The organism is Ewingella americana (genome assembly GCF_006438725.1).
GTDB lineage: Bacteria > Pseudomonadota > Gammaproteobacteria > Enterobacterales > Enterobacteriaceae > Ewingella > Ewingella americana_A.
In genome coordinates this window covers 405,897-423,102 of sequence record NZ_RCZD01000005.1, presented here as the reverse complement: position 1 = coordinate 423,102, position 17,206 = coordinate 405,897, and the positions used below count along the sequence as shown (strand labels likewise).

At 56.7% G+C, this 17,206-nt stretch carries 12 protein-coding genes; 4 read left to right on the top strand and 8 right to left on the bottom strand.

The genetic code is table 11. The features are described from left to right. Positions 1-110 precede the first annotated feature (110 nt). The 3 genes from mtnN to EAH77_RS11995 all read left to right on the top strand — a co-directional run bounded on the left by mtnN (position 111) and on the right by EAH77_RS11995 (position 2,213). Positions 111-818 (top strand): 5'-methylthioadenosine/S-adenosylhomocysteine nucleosidase, encoded by a 708-nt coding sequence (gene mtnN / locus EAH77_RS12005; protein WP_140472909.1) that lies wholly within the window; start codon positions 111-113, stop codon positions 816-818. After that, positions 815-1,627, top strand: coding sequence for a vitamin B12 ABC transporter substrate-binding protein BtuF (gene btuF / locus EAH77_RS12000; RefSeq protein ID WP_140472907.1), 813 nt, complete (start codon positions 815-817; stop codon positions 1,625-1,627). Before mtnN ends, btuF begins: the two co-directional genes overlap by 4 nt. A 340-nt stretch (positions 1,628-1,967) precedes the next feature. Beyond that, a complete protein-coding gene (locus tag EAH77_RS11995; RefSeq protein ID WP_140472905.1) occupies positions 1,968-2,213 on the top strand; it encodes a hypothetical protein in 246 nt (81 codons plus the stop codon). A 71-nt stretch (positions 2,214-2,284) separates the two neighbouring features. Here EAH77_RS11995 and erpA read toward each other — a convergent pair whose 3' ends face one another. Both erpA and clcA read right to left on the bottom strand, forming a co-directional pair. Further along, positions 2,285-2,644 carry an iron-sulfur cluster insertion protein ErpA gene (gene erpA / locus EAH77_RS11990; protein ID WP_140473081.1) on the bottom strand — a complete coding sequence of 120 codons (360 nt, stop codon included), beginning with the start codon at positions 2,642-2,644 and terminating at the stop codon, positions 2,285-2,287. A gap of 102 nt (positions 2,645-2,746) precedes the next feature. Next, positions 2,747-4,201: a H(+)/Cl(-) exchange transporter ClcA gene (gene clcA / locus EAH77_RS11985; protein ID WP_140473079.1), complete on the bottom strand. Its 1,455-nt coding sequence runs from the start codon at positions 4,199-4,201 to the stop codon at positions 2,747-2,749. Positions 4,202-4,381: 180 nt separating this feature from the next. Between clcA and hemL the strand changes: the two genes are divergently transcribed. After that, positions 4,382-5,662 carry a glutamate-1-semialdehyde 2,1-aminomutase gene (hemL, locus tag EAH77_RS11980; protein ID WP_140472903.1) on the top strand — a complete coding sequence of 427 codons (1,281 nt, stop codon included), beginning with the start codon at positions 4,382-4,384 and terminating at the stop codon, positions 5,660-5,662. 65 nt (positions 5,663-5,727) lie between these two features. Here the strand turns inward: hemL and fhuB are convergent, their stop codons facing one another. The 6 genes from fhuB to hrpB form a co-directional block, all read right to left on the bottom strand. Then, a complete protein-coding gene (fhuB, locus tag EAH77_RS11975; protein WP_140472901.1) occupies positions 5,728-7,716 on the bottom strand; it encodes a Fe(3+)-hydroxamate ABC transporter permease FhuB in 1,989 nt (662 codons plus the stop codon). Further along, positions 7,713-8,615, bottom strand: coding sequence for a Fe(3+)-hydroxamate ABC transporter substrate-binding protein FhuD (gene fhuD, locus EAH77_RS11970; protein ID WP_140472899.1), 903 nt, complete (start codon positions 8,613-8,615; stop codon positions 7,713-7,715). Before fhuD ends, fhuB begins: the two co-directional genes overlap by 4 nt. A 1-nt stretch (position 8,616) precedes the next feature. Beyond that, a complete protein-coding gene (gene fhuC, locus EAH77_RS11965) occupies positions 8,617-9,429 on the bottom strand; it encodes a Fe3+-hydroxamate ABC transporter ATP-binding protein FhuC (RefSeq protein ID WP_161985795.1) in 813 nt (270 codons plus the stop codon). Between the two features lie 95 nt (positions 9,430-9,524). Next, positions 9,525-11,735: a ferrichrome porin FhuA gene (fhuA, locus tag EAH77_RS11960; protein ID WP_140472897.1), complete on the bottom strand. Its 2,211-nt coding sequence runs from the start codon at positions 11,733-11,735 to the stop codon at positions 9,525-9,527. Between the two features lie 297 nt (positions 11,736-12,032). Next, on the bottom strand, positions 12,033-14,615 hold the full coding sequence (mrcB, locus tag EAH77_RS11955; RefSeq protein ID WP_140472895.1) for a bifunctional glycosyl transferase/transpeptidase: 2,583 nt from the start codon (positions 14,613-14,615) through the stop codon (positions 12,033-12,035). A 102-nt stretch (positions 14,616-14,717) separates the two neighbouring features. Further along, positions 14,718-17,159, bottom strand: coding sequence for an ATP-dependent helicase HrpB (gene hrpB / locus EAH77_RS11950; RefSeq protein WP_431306761.1), 2,442 nt, complete (start codon positions 17,157-17,159; stop codon positions 14,718-14,720). Positions 17,160-17,206: the final 47 nt, after the last annotated feature.

The window sequence follows — 17,206 nt, the reverse complement described above, 5'->3', positions numbered from 1 at the left end:
GTCCCGCCAGCATCCCAACGCATTATCACTTGGTAATAGCCATGATAGACTATCGTGTATCGGACTTGTTATAAAACACCCAAATCCCTCCCTAATCTGCGAGTAATACTATGAAAGTTGGCATCATTGGCGCAATGGAGCAGGAAGTTACCTTGCTGCGCGATAAAATCATCAACCGCAAAACCATCGAACGCGCAGGCTGCGAAATCTATACCGGTCAGCTACATGGCATTGACGTGGCGCTGCTCAAATCAGGCATCGGTAAAGTCTCGGCGGCGATGGGCACCACGCTGCTGCTGGAATTGTGCAAACCCGACGTGGTGATTAACACCGGCTCCGCAGGCGGGCTGGCGAAAACCCTGAAAGTGGGGGATATCGTGGTCTCCGAAGAAGTGCGTTATCACGATGCTGACGTTACCGCATTCGGTTATGAGCCAGGCCAGATGGCAGGTTGCCCTGCGGCTTTCGCGGCAGACCCGACGCTTATCGAACTGGCTGAAACCTGTATTCGTCAGCTGAATCTGAATGCCGTTCGCGGCCTGGTGTGCAGCGGTGACGCCTTCATCAACGGTGCTGCCCCGTTGGCGCGTATCCGTGCGACCTTCCCGACCGTGGCTGCCGTAGAAATGGAAGCCGCCGCCATCGGCCACGTCTGTCACCTGTTTGAAACGCCTTTCGTGGTGGTTCGCGCCATTTCTGACGTGGCTGACAGCAAATCACACCTGAGCTTCGAAGAGTTCCTGGTGGTGGCCGCCGAGCAGTCAACGTTGATGATCGACGCCATGCTGCAATCCCTGGCGGACAACTACGACGCATGATCCCTCGTTTTTCCGGGTTATTGCTGTGCTTATGGCTGCCGTTGGCAGCCATTGCTCAACCAGCACAGCGGGTTATCAGCCTGGCCCCCAATCTTACCGAACTGGCGTATGCCGCAGGGCTTGGCGAGCACCTGGTGGGCGTCAGCGCCTATTCGGATTTCCCGCCACAGGCGAAGACACTAGAACAGGTTGCCAGTTGGCAAGGTGTGAATGTCGAACGCGTGCTGGCGCTGAAACCTGATTTAGTGCTGGCGTGGCGAGGGGGTAACCCGCAGCGTCCGCTGGATCAGATTGCCTCGCTGGGGATCCCGGTTTTGTATCTCGATCCGCAAAATATCGAGCAGGTGGCGCAAGCGCTGGAACAGCTGGCGGCTTACAGTCCCGTTCCACAAATGGCCGAACAGGCCGCGTCGCAAATCCGCCAGCAACGCGATCGTTTGAAAAAACAGTACGCCCGCCCTCATCCATTACCGGTGTTTATTCAGTTTGGTACGCAGCCCCTGTTTACCGCATCGTCAAAAACGCTGCAAAGTGAAATTGTCGCGCTCTGTGGTGCACAAAATATTTTCGCTGACAGCCGCGCGCCGTGGCCTCAGGTAAGCCGCGAGCAGGTTTTAGCCCGTCAGCCGCAGGCGATCGTGATAAGCGGTGGAAAACCGCAAACAGAGAGTGTGATCGCTTTCTGGCAACCGGCGTTAACCGTACCCGTTGTGGCAGTCGACGCCGACTGGTTCAGCCGTGCGGGACCGCGTATTTTGCTGGCCGCTGAACAGCTCTGTACACAGCTGCAAGCCCTGCCTTCGCCGTGATCGCCACCTTTCCCAATCTCAGCGCGGCCTGACACGCGCTGGCAGGTCCTTTCTGATTTGCTGCTTTATTGCACAAAATCAAATTTCAGTCTGCAGATTTTTGTTATCATGCCGTCCTGAAATCGCATCAGCGCACGACGCGTTTAAGAAGCGATTATTTTCTTATTATTCAAGAGCACGCTGGAAACAGAGGGCATCCCCCCTTTGGCAGAATGAGTCCCCCACAGGCAATAAGTTTGCATTTATTGAAATTGACTAAAGATGCCGTGGTGATCATCCGATAACTGTTTTGAGTTTTTAGCTTTTTTTGAATTTTAGTGACCACACCAGGAATTCCCCTATGAGACATCTTTTGCTCAGTGCGCTGATTGCCCTGAGTCCGCTCACTGCTTTTGCAGGAACGAGCAGCGGAGAAATCAACATCAGTCTGACCATCATGCCGACCTGCGCAGTCAGCGTGACCGGCAACCAACCTTCAGTCAGTTGCGCACAGCAAAGCTTCAGCCAGCCCCATATCAGCGAAAGCCGACTGCCAGCAGTTCCAGGCATTTCAGTGGGAACTAAACGGGTTACCGTAGAGTGGTAAAAACCAAAAAGAAAAAGCCCGTGTGCCAATAAAGGCAGACGGGCTTTTTTTGTGCTTGTGTCAGACGACAACTAAATGCTGAACGAGGATCCACAACCACAGGTGGTTTTTGCATTCGGGTTGGTCACGATAAAGCGCGAACCTTCCAGACCTTCGGTATAATCCACCGAACCGCCTACCAGATATTGCAGGCTCATCGGGTCAACCACCAGCGCAACGCCGGATTTTTCGATAGTCATGTCGCCGTCGTTGATCTTGTCATCGAAGGTGAAACCATACTGGAAGCCACTGCAACCGCCGCCGGTAATGTAAACACGCAGTTTCATGTCCGGGTTCTCTTCATCGGAGATCAGGACTTTGACTTTACGGGCAGCCGCGTCGGTAAATTGCAGCGGCAGTGCGCTGGTTTCTACGTCGGTCGGGTCACTCATTGTTGCTTCACTCATCTTTTTACTCCCAATCCGTTTTCTGTTCAGGCCGCCGCATTGACTGTCTGAATAATGACCTGATTATGTAGTACCTGAACCAATACTTCAATTATGAGCGGTTTTCGCGCCGTCGTCCTGCCTATTTATGCCCTCACCCCTCGGTTCATCTTTCGCTTTGACCGCATTCTCACGCTCCTGCCGCTGCAAGGTGCGAGTCAGGATCGCGGAATATAAGGGTTTTCCGCCGAGAAACTGCGCCAGCAGCGTGGCACCGAGGCAAGTAATGATCATCGGCAAAATCAGCTGATAGTTATCGGTCATCTCCAGTACCAGTACAATACCGGTCAGCGGCGCACGCACACTGGCAGCAAACAGCGCGCCCATTCCGGCAATTGCAAACGTGGCCGGTTCGATACCGTACTGCGGGAACATCGCCAGACTGGCGCTGCCAAAGGCGGTGCCGAGTAACGTGCCCAGCGCCAGCATCGGGGCGAAAATCCCGCCCGGTGCGCCGGAGGCAAAGCATAAAAGTGTGGTGATCACGCGGACGATAAAGATGAAAAGCAGCATGCCGAGAGTATATTTTCCGGCTGCCGCCAGCGGGATCAGCGCAAAACCGCCGCCGGCGGCTTCAGGCTGGATAAGCCCGAGAATACCGCACATGCCGCCAAGCAGACCGCCGATAATCAGCACCTTGCGTAAATTACCGCCGTGAATACGGGCGAACATATCCTGCGTACGGAAAATCAGCGCATTGAACCCGACGCCCACCACACCAAACACCATACCCAGCACCAAATAGAGCCACAGCGTGTTCAGCGGTGCACTGGCCAGTTTGCCCACTTCAACCACCGCTCCTTCGCCGTTAAAAATACGAAACACGATGCTCGACATAATGACGCCGATAAACACCGCTTTTATCGAAATCAGGCTGTAGCGAAACTGCAAACGCATCTCTTCAATGATAAACAGAATCCCGGCCAGCGGCGCATTAAACGCTGCGGAAAGCCCTGCGGCAGCGCCGGTCGCCAGCAACGAGTGGCGCGCCTCGGCACTGCGCAGGCGGAAAATATCCACCATCATTTTGCCCACGTTAGCCCCCATCTGCACTGTGGGGCCTTCACGCCCCAGCACCATGCCTGCGCCAAGCGTGCCCATGCCGCCAAAGAATTTAACCGGGATCACCCGCCACCAGCGCACCGGACGCAGCTCCTCCAGCGCCCCCTCAATTTCAGGAATACCAGACCCACTGGCCTCCGGCGCAAAACGATGGACCAGATAGTAACCAAACATCGCCAGCAGCGCGCACACGACAAACGTCGCGGGCCACAGCAAAATCACGTAGTCGCTAAAAAAACCTAACCCCGTGAGCCGCCAATGCTGCACACCGTTCACGGCTTTCTCAAACGCCACGCCAAGCAAGCCCGCCACGGTTCCGACGATAGCCGCCACGATTAAAATGGCGACCGGTGTTTTATCACGGCGCAAAAACTGGCGCAGAATTTCGCTACGTTTACGTGGACCACGCAACGCGGCAGATTCGATCGGGTCATCGTTCATCATTGGTTTTGTAAGAAAAAGAGTTTTGGGAAGAAGTGGCAATTTAATCATACAAATCCTGGTTTCGGAAAGCGTAATGCCCCGCCAGTCACGCGTAACGATTTCCTAACGCCGCCCACTTCTCTAGAATAGAGGGATTAACACACTCTCTTTTTGAGCAGCAAAAACCAGGAGCCGTATATGAGTAAGTCAGAAAGTCTGTTTTCGCAGGCGCAAGCGCTGATCCCAGGCGGGGTGAATTCGCCGGTACGCGCCTTCTCCGGCGTGGGCGGCGTCCCTTTATTCATTGAACGTGCCGATGGTGCTTTCTTGTTTGATGCCGACGGCAAAGCCTATATTGACTATGTCGGCTCATGGGGACCGATGGTGCTTGGCCATAACAATGCAGAGATCCGTAATGCCGTGATCGACGCAGCCCAGCGCGGCCTGAGCTTCGGTGCGCCGACCGAAATGGAAGTTAAAATGGCCGAGCTGGTCACCAACTTAGTGCCAAGTATGGATATGGTACGCATGGTGAACTCCGGCACTGAAGCCACGATGAGCGCCATTCGCCTGGCCCGTGGTTTCACCCATCGCGATAACATCATTAAATTCGAAGGCTGCTATCACGGCCATGCCGACTGCCTGCTGGTGAAAGCCGGTTCCGGCGCGCTGACCCTCGGCCAGCCAAATTCGCCGGGTGTTCCGGCAGATTTCGCCAAACACACACTTACCTGCACCTATAACGATCTAAATTCTGTGCGTGCCGCGTTCGAGCAATTCCCGGACGATATCGCCTGCATCATCGTTGAACCGGTCGCGGGCAACATGAACTGCGTGCCGCCATTACCTGAATTCCTGCCGGGCCTGCGTGCGCTGTGTGATGAGTTCGGCGCACTGTTGATCATCGACGAAGTGATGACCGGTTTCCGTGTAGCACTCGGTGGCGCGCAGGAGTATTACGATGTGATGCCTGATCTCACCTGTCTGGGCAAAATCATCGGCGGCGGTATGCCGGTGGGTGCCTTCGGCGGACGCCGCGACGTGATGGACGCACTGGCACCTACGGGTCCGGTGTATCAGGCAGGTACGCTGTCCGGTAACCCGATTGCCATGGCCGCCGGTATCGCCTGCCTGACACAGGTCGCACAACCCGGCGTGCATCAGACGCTGAACGAACTGACCACCCGTCTGGCTGATGGCCTGATGGACGCAGCCCGGAAAGAGAATATTCCGTTCGTGGTCAACCACGTCGGCGGCATGTTTGGCCTGTTCTTTACCGAGGCCGAAACCGTCACCTGCTATCAGGACGTCATGCAGTGTAATGTCGAGCGCTTCAAGAAATTCTTCCACCTGATGCTGGAAGAAGGTGTTTACCTGGCACCGTCCGCGTTCGAAGCCGGTTTCATGTCACTGGCGCACTCGCAGGAAGATATCCAGCGCACCATCAGTGCAGCACGTCGTTGTTTCGCGAAGCTTTGAGTTAACCGCAGCGTTAAAAATAAGAAAGGGGCCAATTTGGCCCCTTTTGCATGGTCAGAGACACATTACCGGCCCTGCTTCCTCAGTAAATAGATAAAGTACGGCGCACCGATAAAGGTGGCGAGCAGACCGGCCGGGATTTGATCCGGGAAGATCACCATACGCCCGCACCAGTCGGCAAAGACCATCAGCAGCCCGCCCAGAATACTGGCGACCATCCACTGCGGCATAGCGCGACGGAAACCCAGCATCCGCGCCATGTGCGGCGCCATCAGACCGACAAAACTCAGCGGGCCGACGGTCAGCGTCGCGGCAGCGGTCAGTACCGAAGCCAGCAGCAGCGTCGCCATGCGGGATGGAGTAAGCGCCATACCTACCGATTTTGCCGTCACACTGCCGAGCGGCAGAATAGTGATCCAGCGGCGGCAAAATGGCACTAACATCAGCAACACTACAGCGATCGCCGCCGTACGCCATGCCTGAGCCATAGTGACCGAATAGGTTGAGCCGGAAAGCCAGGTCAGCAGCCCCCCCATACGCGGATCACCACTGGCCAGCAGCAGCGACATCAGCGTGGTGAAGGCCGTACTCAACGCGATACCGGCCAATAACATGCGTTGGGCCGAAAAATTCCGCATCCCTGAAGCGGCCATAACCACCAGCAATGTGGCAGCCGCACCGACGCTGCCTGCGGGCAGCAGCCAGACAAAGGCATCGCCCGGTACAATAAACAACATCACAACGACACCGAAAGCCGACCCCGAACTGATGCCGAGCACTTCAGGGCTGGCCATCGCATTACCGGTCAGTTTTTGAATCAATACCCCCGCCGACGCCAGCATCACCCCCGCCGCCAGCGCGGCCAGCACGCGCGGCAGTCGCCACGGCAACAGGGCATCGAGCTGCGCCCCTGTTGACCCATTCCAGCCGTGCGAATCACGCCCTACCATCAGTGCCACAGCCATACCCACCAGCAGCAGCAATAGTCCCAGTGAGACCCAGCGAATCAGATGATGACGTTCATTGGGCACATGGTCGCCCTGATCCATCGGCGGTGGTATCAGGCTGTTACGCAGACGCGGCAGCAGCCATAACAGCAGCGGCGCACCGACCAGCGCCGTGGCGGCACCGGTTGAGATCTCCATCCATACCTGTGTCAGGTATTGCATGATCTGATCCGTCAGCCACAGCAGCAGTGCGCCAATCAGTGGTGCGAGCACCAGCCGCGATGGCAGGCGGCGTGCGCCGAGCATTTTTGCCAGCAAGGGGGCAAACAGGCCGATGAAACCGATGATGCCAACCGCATTAACCAGCTGCGCACTCATCAGAATTGCCAGTGTCAGCACGGTCAGCCGTGCCACATTCAGCCCCAGTCCTAAATTTTTCGCCACGCCGTCGTCGAGCCCCAGCAGGGTCATCGGCCGTTGCAGCATAAATGCCAGCAGCCAGACGATGATCACCCTGGGAAGCAGGAAACTGGCCACGCTCCAGTCCTGCTGATTGAGCGACCCGGTGCTCCACATATACAGGCTTTGCAGACTCTGGTAATTAAACAGGCCAAACAGAGCGTTAATCGCGCCGCAATACAAACCGAGCACCAGACCGGCGAGGATCAGCGTCACCGGCGACATACGCTTACCCCAGACGATGCCAAACACCAGCAGGCCAATAACCACGGCGCCAATCATTGCAGCGAATTGTTGGGTGATCTCCCCGCCCGGCAGCGCCCACAAGGTGGCGACGGTCAGCCCGAGCTGTGCACCGGCCGAGACGCCGAGCGTGGCGGGTTCAGCCAGCGGATTACGCAACACCTGTTGAAACAGCAGGCCAACCAGCCCCAGACCGGCTCCGGCCAGCAGCGCAACGGCCACGCGTGGAAGCTGGCTGTAATGGAACAGCATCTGACCGACGTCATTGATGTCGGGCTGCCACAGCGCCTCACGCCACAGCCCATAAGGCAGTTGCTGACGCAGGTTGTAAACGGTGAGCACCGCACTGACCAGCGTCAGCAGGGTTAACAGAATAAAGGTCTGGCTCAGTGAGCGACGGTTCATGGCGCGCTCCCCAGCTGTTCATTAAGAATGCGGCAAAAACGCATCGCACTGAAGGTGGAACCGTAGAACCATACGGCAGGCACCACGCTAAGTTGTTTTTCACGCACAAACGGCAGCGCCTGCCAGAGCGGCATGCGGGAAACGTTGGCAAAAATATCGGCATCGCCGTGGCTGAAACAGAGTGCGCGGGCGTTTTTGATCGACGCCAGCCGTTCTATGCCGACGGTCACGCTGCCCCAGAAACTGTCTTCGCCCTGCCAGGCATTGGTCAGCCCGAGGTCTTTCATCACTTCCTGAAACAGGCTGCCCTTGCCGAACACCAGCGCGTGGCGGGTATCGAGTAAAGAGAACAATAAAATCGGCTGCTGCGCGACGGGTTGCAGATTCTGCCGGATCTGGTTCAGCAGGTCGTGATAAGCCTGCACATGCAGTGCGGCGCGTTCCTGCAAACCGAGGTAATCGGCCAGCTTATACAGCGAACTGATGGCGCGTTTTAGCGGCTCTGCGCTGCCATCATTGGCCGTCATGCCCAACACCGGCGCAATCGGCGCCAGCTGGCTGACTTTCGGACCGTAACCTTCAGACACCAGCAACAGCGAGGGTTGAAGCTGTTGCAGCAGCTCCATGTTCGGTTCCATTCTCTGGCCCACGTCAATGACGCTGGCGGGGAGCTTGGGCTCATCCACCCACAAATTGTAATTGTGGATATCCGCCACCCCCATCGGCATCACGCCCAAGGCGATCAGCAGTTCAGCAGGCAACCATTCGAGGGCAATAATTTTTTGCAGATCGGGACGGGAAGCCGCGAACGAAGGCAATGAAGCCAGCAATGGCGAGAGCGCCAGCGCCTGTAACAGACGGCGACGCGTTAAACCGGGAGTCATTAAAATCTCAGACATATCAGTACACAAAGCTCACGGGGGCGCCACCGGCCGGGTGCGGGAGGATCCCCATCGGAATACCATAAATTTGCTCCAGAACCTCGCCGCGCATCATCTCCTGCGGCGTGCCCTGCGCAATTAATTCACCGCCGCGTAGCGCCATCAGATAATCGCAATAACGGGCGGCCATGTTCAGGTCATGCAGCACGGCGATCACCGTCAGCCCTTTCTCATGACTGAGCCGATGAATAAGCGCCAGCACATCAACCTGATGGGCGATGTCGAGCGCGGAAGTCGGTTCGTCGAGCAGCAAACAGCGGCTATCCTGCGCCACCATCATCGCCAGCCATGCGCGCTGGCGTTCGCCACCAGAGAGGCTGTCGACCAGACGATGCGCAAAAGGCTTCAGCCCCACCAGCGCGATCGCTTCTTCCACTTTCTCTTTATCCTGATGTTTAAAACGCCCCAGCGCGCCGTGCCACGGGTAACGCCCAATCGCCACCAACTCCTGCACCGTCATTCCTTCGGCGGCGGGTAATTGCTGCGGCAGATAGGCCACCTGACGGGCAAAGGTTTTGTTGTCCCACTGCGAAAGCGGCGTCTCATTAAGCAGAACTTGCCCTGAGGATGCCGGCTGATGACGGCCAAGCATTTTTAACAACGTCGACTTCCCGGAGCCATTATGCCCTATCAGACCGCACACTTTTCCCTGCGGAAAGGTCAACGAAAGCGGCGCCAGCAGCGTGCGTCCCGGCACGGTAAAACTGGCATTTTGCAGACGGAATACGCTTTCGGGCAGCGGTGAAGACAAGGACACGTTGTGATCAGCCATAAAATTTTCTTCGTTTACATCCGGGTTTGACGGTGAGTTCAATAGGAAATGGGCACGACCAGCGTGCCCGAATTGACAATGTTAACGACTGACGATCAGAAACGGAACGTCGCGGTGGCGACAATCTGACGATCGGAGCCCCAGTAACAGGCGTAATCGCGATAGCAGCTGGCGACATACTCGCGGTCCAGCAGGTTGTTGATATTCACCCCCACAGAAGAACCCGGCATGCCGAAGCGGCCCAGATCATATTTCACCGTCGCATCAACCAGCGTGTAAGCCGCGACGTTGAAGGTATCGTTAGTTTTGTCACCGGTGGTGTAGAAGCTGGAGCTGTCACCGACGTAACGCACGCCGGAGCCGACGGTCAGGCCGCTAAGCGCCGTTTCGTGGAAGGTGTAATCCGCCCACAGTGACGCCATATTGCGCGGCACTTCTGTCGGACGTTTGCCTTCGTAGCTGGTGTCATGCGTGTAGACCGCATTGGTATAGGTGTAAGACGCCGTGACGTTGATGTTGGCGTTAACCGCTGCCTTGGCTTCCAGCTCAACACCGCGCGAACGAATTTCACCCGACTGCACCTGGAAGAAGATGTTGTTCGGATCGACGGTCAGGTTGTTGGTTTTGGTCAGCTGATACACCGCAGCGGTAAGGCTGATCGGGCGATCGTTCGGAATGTACTTAACACCGGCTTCGTACTGTTTACCGATTGAAGGAACAAACGCTTGTCCACCGACGGTCGCACCGACGTTCGGCTCAAAGGATTCGCTGTAGCTGAAGTAAGGTGAAATCCCGTTATCGAACAGGTAGTTCAGACCACCACGCCAGGTGAACTTATCATTGTTCACTTCATCAGTAACATTGGTGCTGCGCGTCAGAACTGAGTTTTTCGAGAAGTCATAACGTCCACCCAGAGTCAGGATCCAGTGATCCCACTCTGCCTGATCCTGCGCATACAGGCCCGTCTGCTCCTGACGATCCAGAACCTGGTACGGGAAGTTCAGCGCCACACCGGCATTGCCGTATTGTGGATTCAGCATATTCAGCGAATTAGCCGTGCCGTAATAAGAATCTACGTCATTGCTCATACGCATGTAGTCCACACCGGTCAGTAACGTGTGGTCAACCGGGCCGGTGGCAAATTTAGCCTGCGCCTGCGTATCGACATCAAAGTTGTTCAGGCTCTCTTTTGACTGCACATAAGCGCGGCTCAGGACGCCGTTACCCGCATAACCCGTGCCGTAAACACCAGAAAAATCGGTATCCAGTTTGGTATAACGCAGGTTCTGGCGCACGGTCCAGGTATCGTTAAACTCATGATCGAAGCTGTAGCCGACCATTTTCAGATTACGGGACAGCTTATTGGACTGCTCGCCATCATTGAAATCAGTAGGGAGTTTATGCGAGTTACCGTTGGCATCAACGTAAGGCACAACGGTGCCTTCACGCGGCAGCCAGCCGTAGAAACCGGTGTTCGGATCGTTCTGGAAATTGCTCAGGAAGGTAAAGTTGGTTTTGTCATCCGGGCGCCAGCTGAATGAAGGTGCGATGGCATAACGCTGCTCTTTCGACATCACCTGCTGTGAATCCTGACTGCGCGCCACGCCGGTCAGACGGTAGGAATAAACACCCGCGTCGTCGATAGCATCACTGAAGTCAAAACCGGTCTGATAGAGGTTGTCTGACCCCATTTTGAACTGTATTTCTTTCAGCGGCTCAGTGGTCGGGCGCTTGCTGACCATCGTCACTACGCCGCCCGGGTTACTTTTGCCGTAGAGCACGGAAGACGGGCCACGCAGCACTTCCACACGTTCGAGGAAGTACGGATCCATCGACACTTCAGAGTAGTTGTCACCCTGCAGTTTGATACCGTCGAGATACTGGTTGGTATTCACCGAAGTGAAACCACGAATCGCGACAGCGTCATAAACGGAAGAACTGCCACGGCTGGCGTACACGCCGGGCGTATAACCCAGCGCTTCTTTCACCGTGGACGGCTGTTTCATGTCCATCTCTTCACGCGTCACCACGGAAATAGACTGCGGCGTCTTAACGATAGGCGTATCGGTTTTGGTGCCAGTGGCGCTGTGCTTGGCGGCGATAGTCGGTGCCGGGCCCCAGGCAGATTCTGGTGCCACATCAGCCGACGTCGAACCCGTTACAACGATAGTCTCGTCTTTTGCCGTGGATGCAGCATTAGCCTGAAAAGCATAAGAACCCAGTGCAGCGGCGATAGTTAACGCCAGTGTGCCACGCTGAAAAGTTCCCTTGGATGAAATCAGTGAAAGAGAGCGCTGAAGTGCCATTTATTATTCTCTGGAGATGTTTGAATGGGAATGTAAACGATAATTATTATTATAAACATCGCATAATATGCGCAACCCATAGCCTTCTGCAAGCCTATTAAGCCCGGACAGTCGGTGAGTGAATAAAAAATAGCCCTATGTGAAGTATGGGTAAAATCGATTGAAGATTGTTCGAAATGGGATGTGACGAGGTTGTGATGAATGCGGCTTCCCCAGCCCGTAAAGCGGAGGATTCGATATAAAAAGGGCGCGAAACTTGTCGCGCCCTTTGAGCCGGTCGTGGCACCAGTAAGAGAATTACTGGCCTGAACCGAACATATCTTTAATCCAGCCAGCGACGCCTTTGCCATCTTCTTGCTGCGGCGACTGTTGCTGCTGTTGTTGTTGTTGCTGTTGCTGCTGCTGCTGTTGTTGAACTGCTGCCTGCGACGCCTGACACAGGCTATCCGGCGCATCAGTCCACACAGGAATGCTGCGGGAACCGCCACCGTTACAAACGAAGTTTCCGCTGCCGTCGATGTTCATCAAGCTGATGCCTTCCGGCACCTGCAGGTTCAATGGCTGCGGCATTTCGTTCTCCAGATAGCGGCTGTAGAGCACCAGCGCACCGGTAGATCCCCAGAGTTTTGACGGTCCGTTGTTGTCACGCCCTACCCAGGTGATCGCCACCTGATTGCCATCAATGCCGGCGAACCAGCTGTCACGCAGTTCGTTCGAGGTCCCGGTTTTCGCCGCCAGATGCAGGTTAGGGAATTTGTTCGCCAGCGCGCGTGATGTCCCTTCGGACACCACCTGTTGCATGGCGTACATAGTCAAATACGACGCCTGGGCCGGGATCACCCGTTCTGCCTGCGGGAAGCTCTGATACAGCACCGTGCCATCTTCAGCGATCACCGAACGCACCGCAGACAGCGGTGCCTTGTTACCGCCGCTGGCGATAGTCTGGTACTCCTGCGCCACTTCCATCGGGGTCAGGGCAATCGCACCAAGCAACATGGATGGCAACTGATTCAGTGACTCTTTCGGCACGCCGAGGTTAATCAACTGTTTGGTGATGTTATCCAGCCCGACCGCCATACCGAGATTCACGGTAGGTACGTTCATCGAACGCGCCAGCGCATCGACCAGCAGCACCTGCCCACGGAACTGATGGTCATCATTTTTCGGTGACCATGTCTGGCCGTTGGCCAGTTTAATCGTCAGCGGCTGGTCAGCCAGCACGGTATTGAGGCGGTATTTGTCCGGCTGAGACAGCGCAGTCAGATAGGTTGCTGGTTTCGCCAGCGACCCCACCTGGCGACGTGCCTGCATAGCACGGTTGAAACCGGCGAACTGCGTATCCGCACCGCCGACCATCGCCCGCACTTCACCGGTATAACGGTCAACAATCACCATGGCGGTTTCGATGTCATTCAGGCCGCTTTTCTTACGCAGCAACGGAATGCCCTCTTCTACCGCTTTTTCAGCCGAATCCTGAGAAAGAGGATCGAGCGTGGTGAAAATTTTCACGCCGGACATGTCCTTCACTTTATCGCCGAGTTTGGCCTGCAACTCGTTACGCACCATCTGCATAAACGCAGGCTGCGGAGAAATCACCCCGCCCTTCGGCTGAACGCCGAGGGGGCGTGCGCTGAGCATGTCATACAGCTCCTGATCAATAACCTTCTGATTGACCAGTAAACGCAGCACTAAGTTACGGCGCTCCAGCGCCAGCGTCGGGTTACGCCATGGGTTATACAGCGACGCCCCTTTCACCATACCGACCAGCAGCGCCTGCTGATCCAGACTCAGTTCATTCACCGGACGGCCAAAGTAATAGAGGCTGGCCAGCGGGAAACCGCGGATTTGATCGGAACCGCTCTGACCGAGATACACTTCGTTCAGGTACAGTTCCAGAATGCGATCTTTGCTGTAGTTGGCGTCGACCAAAATCGCCATGTAGGCTTCACGCGCTTTACGGCTGAGGGAGCGCTCGTTGGTCAGAAACAGGTTTTTCACCAGTTGCTGCGTCAGCGTACTGCCGCCCTGCACCGCATGACCAGCACTCAGGTTAGCCAATACCGCACGGCCAATCGCCCAGAAGTTGATGCCGTCGTGCTCATAGAAGTGACGGTCTTCGGTCGCCAGCAGGGTGTCGACCAGCAAGTCTGGGAAACCGGCGCGCGGCACGAACAGACGCTGTTCACCGTTGGGTGACTGCAACATAGTGATCAACCGCGGGTCGAGGCGGAAAAGCCCGAAATCGCGGTTGTTATCCAGGTTTTTAATCTCATCGAGATGGTCATCGGCGAAGATCAGGCGTGCGTTGATCTGCCCTTCCTTACCTTCCGGGAAATCAAACGGACGACGCAGCAGATCGATGCTGTTGGCCGCCACGGTGAATTCACCTGGGCGAGTGATCCGCGTTACCTGACGGTATTGCGTCCCTTCCAGCAGGTTAACCATCTCTTTTTTGCTGTACGGCATGTCCGGCTCAAGGTTCACCTGACGGCCGAACACGGCCGCGGGTAACTGCCAGACTTTGCCGTCGATGCGGCCACGGATCTCGGTGTTGAGGTAGAAGCCGTAAATCCCCATCACAATGGCAAAAATGATAAACAGTTTGAACAGCAGCCAGAACCACCAGCGTTTCCGGCTGCGTGGTTTGCCACTGTTGTCTGACTTCGCGGCTTTACGCGGTGCAGCTTTACGGGTCATGCGCGACTCCCGGCGGTGATCTTGTTCTTCGTCGTCATCATCCGTTTCGTGATCATCTTCATACTCGTGGTCAATCTCTTCATCATCGTCATCCCGACGACTGCGAACGGGACGGGAGCGCGGAGGCTTGCGCCCTGCGGGTTTGCCTTTACGGCCAATCGGCTCGCGATCATCGCCAGACATGACAATTCTCCATAAAACCTGCTGTATTCATAAATTGCGGCCTACTCTCTGCCTCGGTTCGTATTCTGACCAGAAGAAATCTCTTAAAAGAGAGCCTTCTGATCATTGATATTTCTTGGTGCGCCGCGTGGGTAACGCGATGGCCGGATTGTCCGGCCACGGGTGCTTAGGATAGCGGCCTTTCATCTCTTTTTGTACGTCGCGATAAGTACCCTGCCAGAATGCGGCTAAATCGGCGGTGATCTGCAACGGACGTTGGGCTGGTGAGAGCAGTTCCAGCACCACGGCGACACGGCCTTCGGCCAGCATCGGGCTGCGCTCTTCGCCAAACATCTCCTGCATCCGCACCGAGAGTACCGGCGGCTGGTCAGCATGATAGCGGATTGGCAAACGGCTGCCAGTAGGAACGCAATAATGCGTGGGTAATGCGTTGTCCAGACGCTGACGTTGATTCCAGTCCAGCAAGCGTGAAAGAGCGTCGTGCAAATCAACCTGTTGCAGCGCTTTCAGGGAGCGCACTCCGCCGAGCGACGGCAATAGCCACTGCTCCAACCCGTCGAGCAGGTCCTGGTCATCCATTGCGGGCCAGCCCGCCTCCGGCAGCCATTTCGCCGCGCAGGTCAACCGTAGGCGCAACTGTTCCGCCGCGACCGACCAGCTCAACGCCTGTAAGCCCTGATTGCGGATCCAGTCGATCAGCGCCTGTTGTAATTCGCCATCATCGGGTTTGGCCAGCGGATGGGCTTTGAGCACCAGCCGTCCAACCTGCCAGCGCCGCCATGCGCGCAGCGTGCCTTTTTCTTCATCCCACTCGACGGCAGTTTGTTCTTTCACAATCTGCGGTAAACGCCCGGCCAGTTGGCTGGCGTCCAGCGTCACCGCCAATAAAATACGGGCATCCGGGCTGTTATTGCCCTGCAATAACTGTGGTGCCACCAGCCAGGCGGCGCGGGTTAAGGCGTCATCCTGCGGCAGGGAAGCACCGAGGCCGTTGGCCAGCAGATAGCGCCCGTCAGCGCCACGACGCTGGGCGATGCGGTCGCTGAAGGCTGAGGCCAGCAGCCATGGCGCGAGAAAGGCATCAACATGACCTTTCTTGCCGGACACGCGCTGAGCGAGCTGCGTGGCGCGACGCTGCCAGTTTCCCTGTGGCCTGCTAAGCCAGTAATCGATATCCGGTATGCCACCGCGCGGCGGCTCTTCCAGCATCGCGGCCAGCAATGCAGCGGTGGCCAGTGCATCAGCGCCCTGGGCATCGGCGGCAATCAGCATCGCGGCCAGGCGCGGGTCACAGCCAAGTTTCCCCATGCGCTGCCCCGCCGGGGTCAGTTTGCCCTGTTTATCCGTAGCGCCCAGCGAATAAAGCAGCGTTTTGGCCGCCGTCAGCGCCGGTGCAGGCGGCGCGTCCAGCCACGCGAGTTGCGCGGCATCCTGACAACCCCACTGCAATAACTCCAGCCAGAAGCTGCTTAAGTCGCTTTGCAGAATTTCGGCTTCGGCCTGCGCACTGGCGCGTTCTGCCTGCTCTTTGGCGAACAGATGCCAGCACAGGCCCGGTTCAAGACGCCCGGCACGACCTGCGCGCTGGGTCATCGACGCCTGACTAATACGCTGGGTGATAAGCCGGGTCAGTCCGCTGCGCGGGTCAAACTGCGCACTGCGCTCCAGACCGCTGTCCACCACCAAACGAATACCTTCGATGGTCAGGCTGGTTTCGGCAATATTGGTGGCCAGCACGATTTTCCGGCGGCCAGCGACGGCGGGTTGAATGGCTTTTTGTTGTTGTTCGAGCGTCAAAGCGCCGTACAGCGGGCAGAGATCGACATCATTGGCCACTTTGCCCGCCAGCAGGTTGTGTACGCGGGTGATCTCCCCGACGCCCGGCAGAAACAGCAGCATCGAGCCGTCATGCTCGCTCATCAGGCGGCTGACGATGCGTGCCACGCCGTCATCCAGCCGTTCATGGCTGGCGAGGGAAAGATAATGGCGTTCAACCGGGAAACTGCGGCCTTCGGAGATAATCACCGGCGCATCCGGCAGCAACGGCGCAAGGCGCACGTTGTCGAGCGTGGCTGACATGATCAGTAATTTGAGGTCATCGCGCAGGGCATTTTGCACATCAAGCAGCAGCGCCAGCGCCAGATCGGCCTGCAGACTACGCTCGTGGAATTCATCGAGGATCACCAGCGACACACCGGTAAGCTCCGGGTCAGCCTGCACCATGCGGGTCAAAATCCCCTCAGTCACCACTTCGAGCCGGGTGGCGGCGCTGGTTTTACTTTCCGCACGCATACGGTAGCCAACGGTTTGACCGGGCGTTTCACCCAACTGCTGCGCCAGCCGGAACGCCACGTTTTTCGCCGCCAGACGACGGGGCTCGAGCAGCAAAATTTTGCCGGGCAGATTGGCCTGTTGCAGTAATTGCAGCGGCAGCCAGGTGGATTTACCGGCCCCGGTCGGCGCCAGCAATAACACCTGCGGCGCCGTTCGCAACGCGGATAATAACGGTTCGAGTACGACACTGACCGGCAGAGGAGAAGACAATGAAAAACCCCGTATAATTTGATTTACAGCGCCAGCATTGTAGCATC

What these genes read in the sequence shown, in the direction of transcription:
- fhuC (WP_161985795.1), bottom strand. Translation starts at nt 9,429, where the DNA reads ATGGCTGATCACAACGTGTCCTTGTCTTCACCGCTGCCCGAAAGCGTA.
- clcA (WP_140473079.1), bottom strand. Translation starts at nt 4,201, where the DNA reads ATGAACGATGACCCGATCGAATCTGCCGCGTTGCGTGGTCCACGTAAA.
- erpA (WP_140473081.1), bottom strand. Translation starts at nt 2,644, where the DNA reads ATGAGTGACCCGACCGACGTAGAAACCAGCGCACTGCCGCTGCAATTT.
- btuF (WP_140472907.1), top strand. Translation starts at nt 815, where the DNA reads ATGATCCCTCGTTTTTCCGGGTTATTGCTGTGCTTATGGCTGCCGTTG.
- hemL (WP_140472903.1), top strand. Translation starts at nt 4,382, where the DNA reads ATGAGTAAGTCAGAAAGTCTGTTTTCGCAGGCGCAAGCGCTGATCCCA.
- mtnN (WP_140472909.1), top strand. Translation starts at nt 111, where the DNA reads ATGAAAGTTGGCATCATTGGCGCAATGGAGCAGGAAGTTACCTTGCTG.
- mrcB (WP_140472895.1), bottom strand. Translation starts at nt 14,615, where the DNA reads ATGTCTGGCGATGATCGCGAGCCGATTGGCCGTAAAGGCAAACCCGCA.
- EAH77_RS11995 (WP_140472905.1), top strand. Translation starts at nt 1,968, where the DNA reads ATGAGACATCTTTTGCTCAGTGCGCTGATTGCCCTGAGTCCGCTCACT.
- fhuD (WP_140472899.1), bottom strand. Translation starts at nt 8,615, where the DNA reads ATGTCTGAGATTTTAATGACTCCCGGTTTAACGCGTCGCCGTCTGTTA.
- fhuB (WP_140472901.1), bottom strand. Translation starts at nt 7,716, where the DNA reads ATGAACCGTCGCTCACTGAGCCAGACCTTTATTCTGTTAACCCTGCTG.
- fhuA (WP_140472897.1), bottom strand. Translation starts at nt 11,735, where the DNA reads ATGGCACTTCAGCGCTCTCTTTCACTGATTTCATCCAAGGGAACTTTT.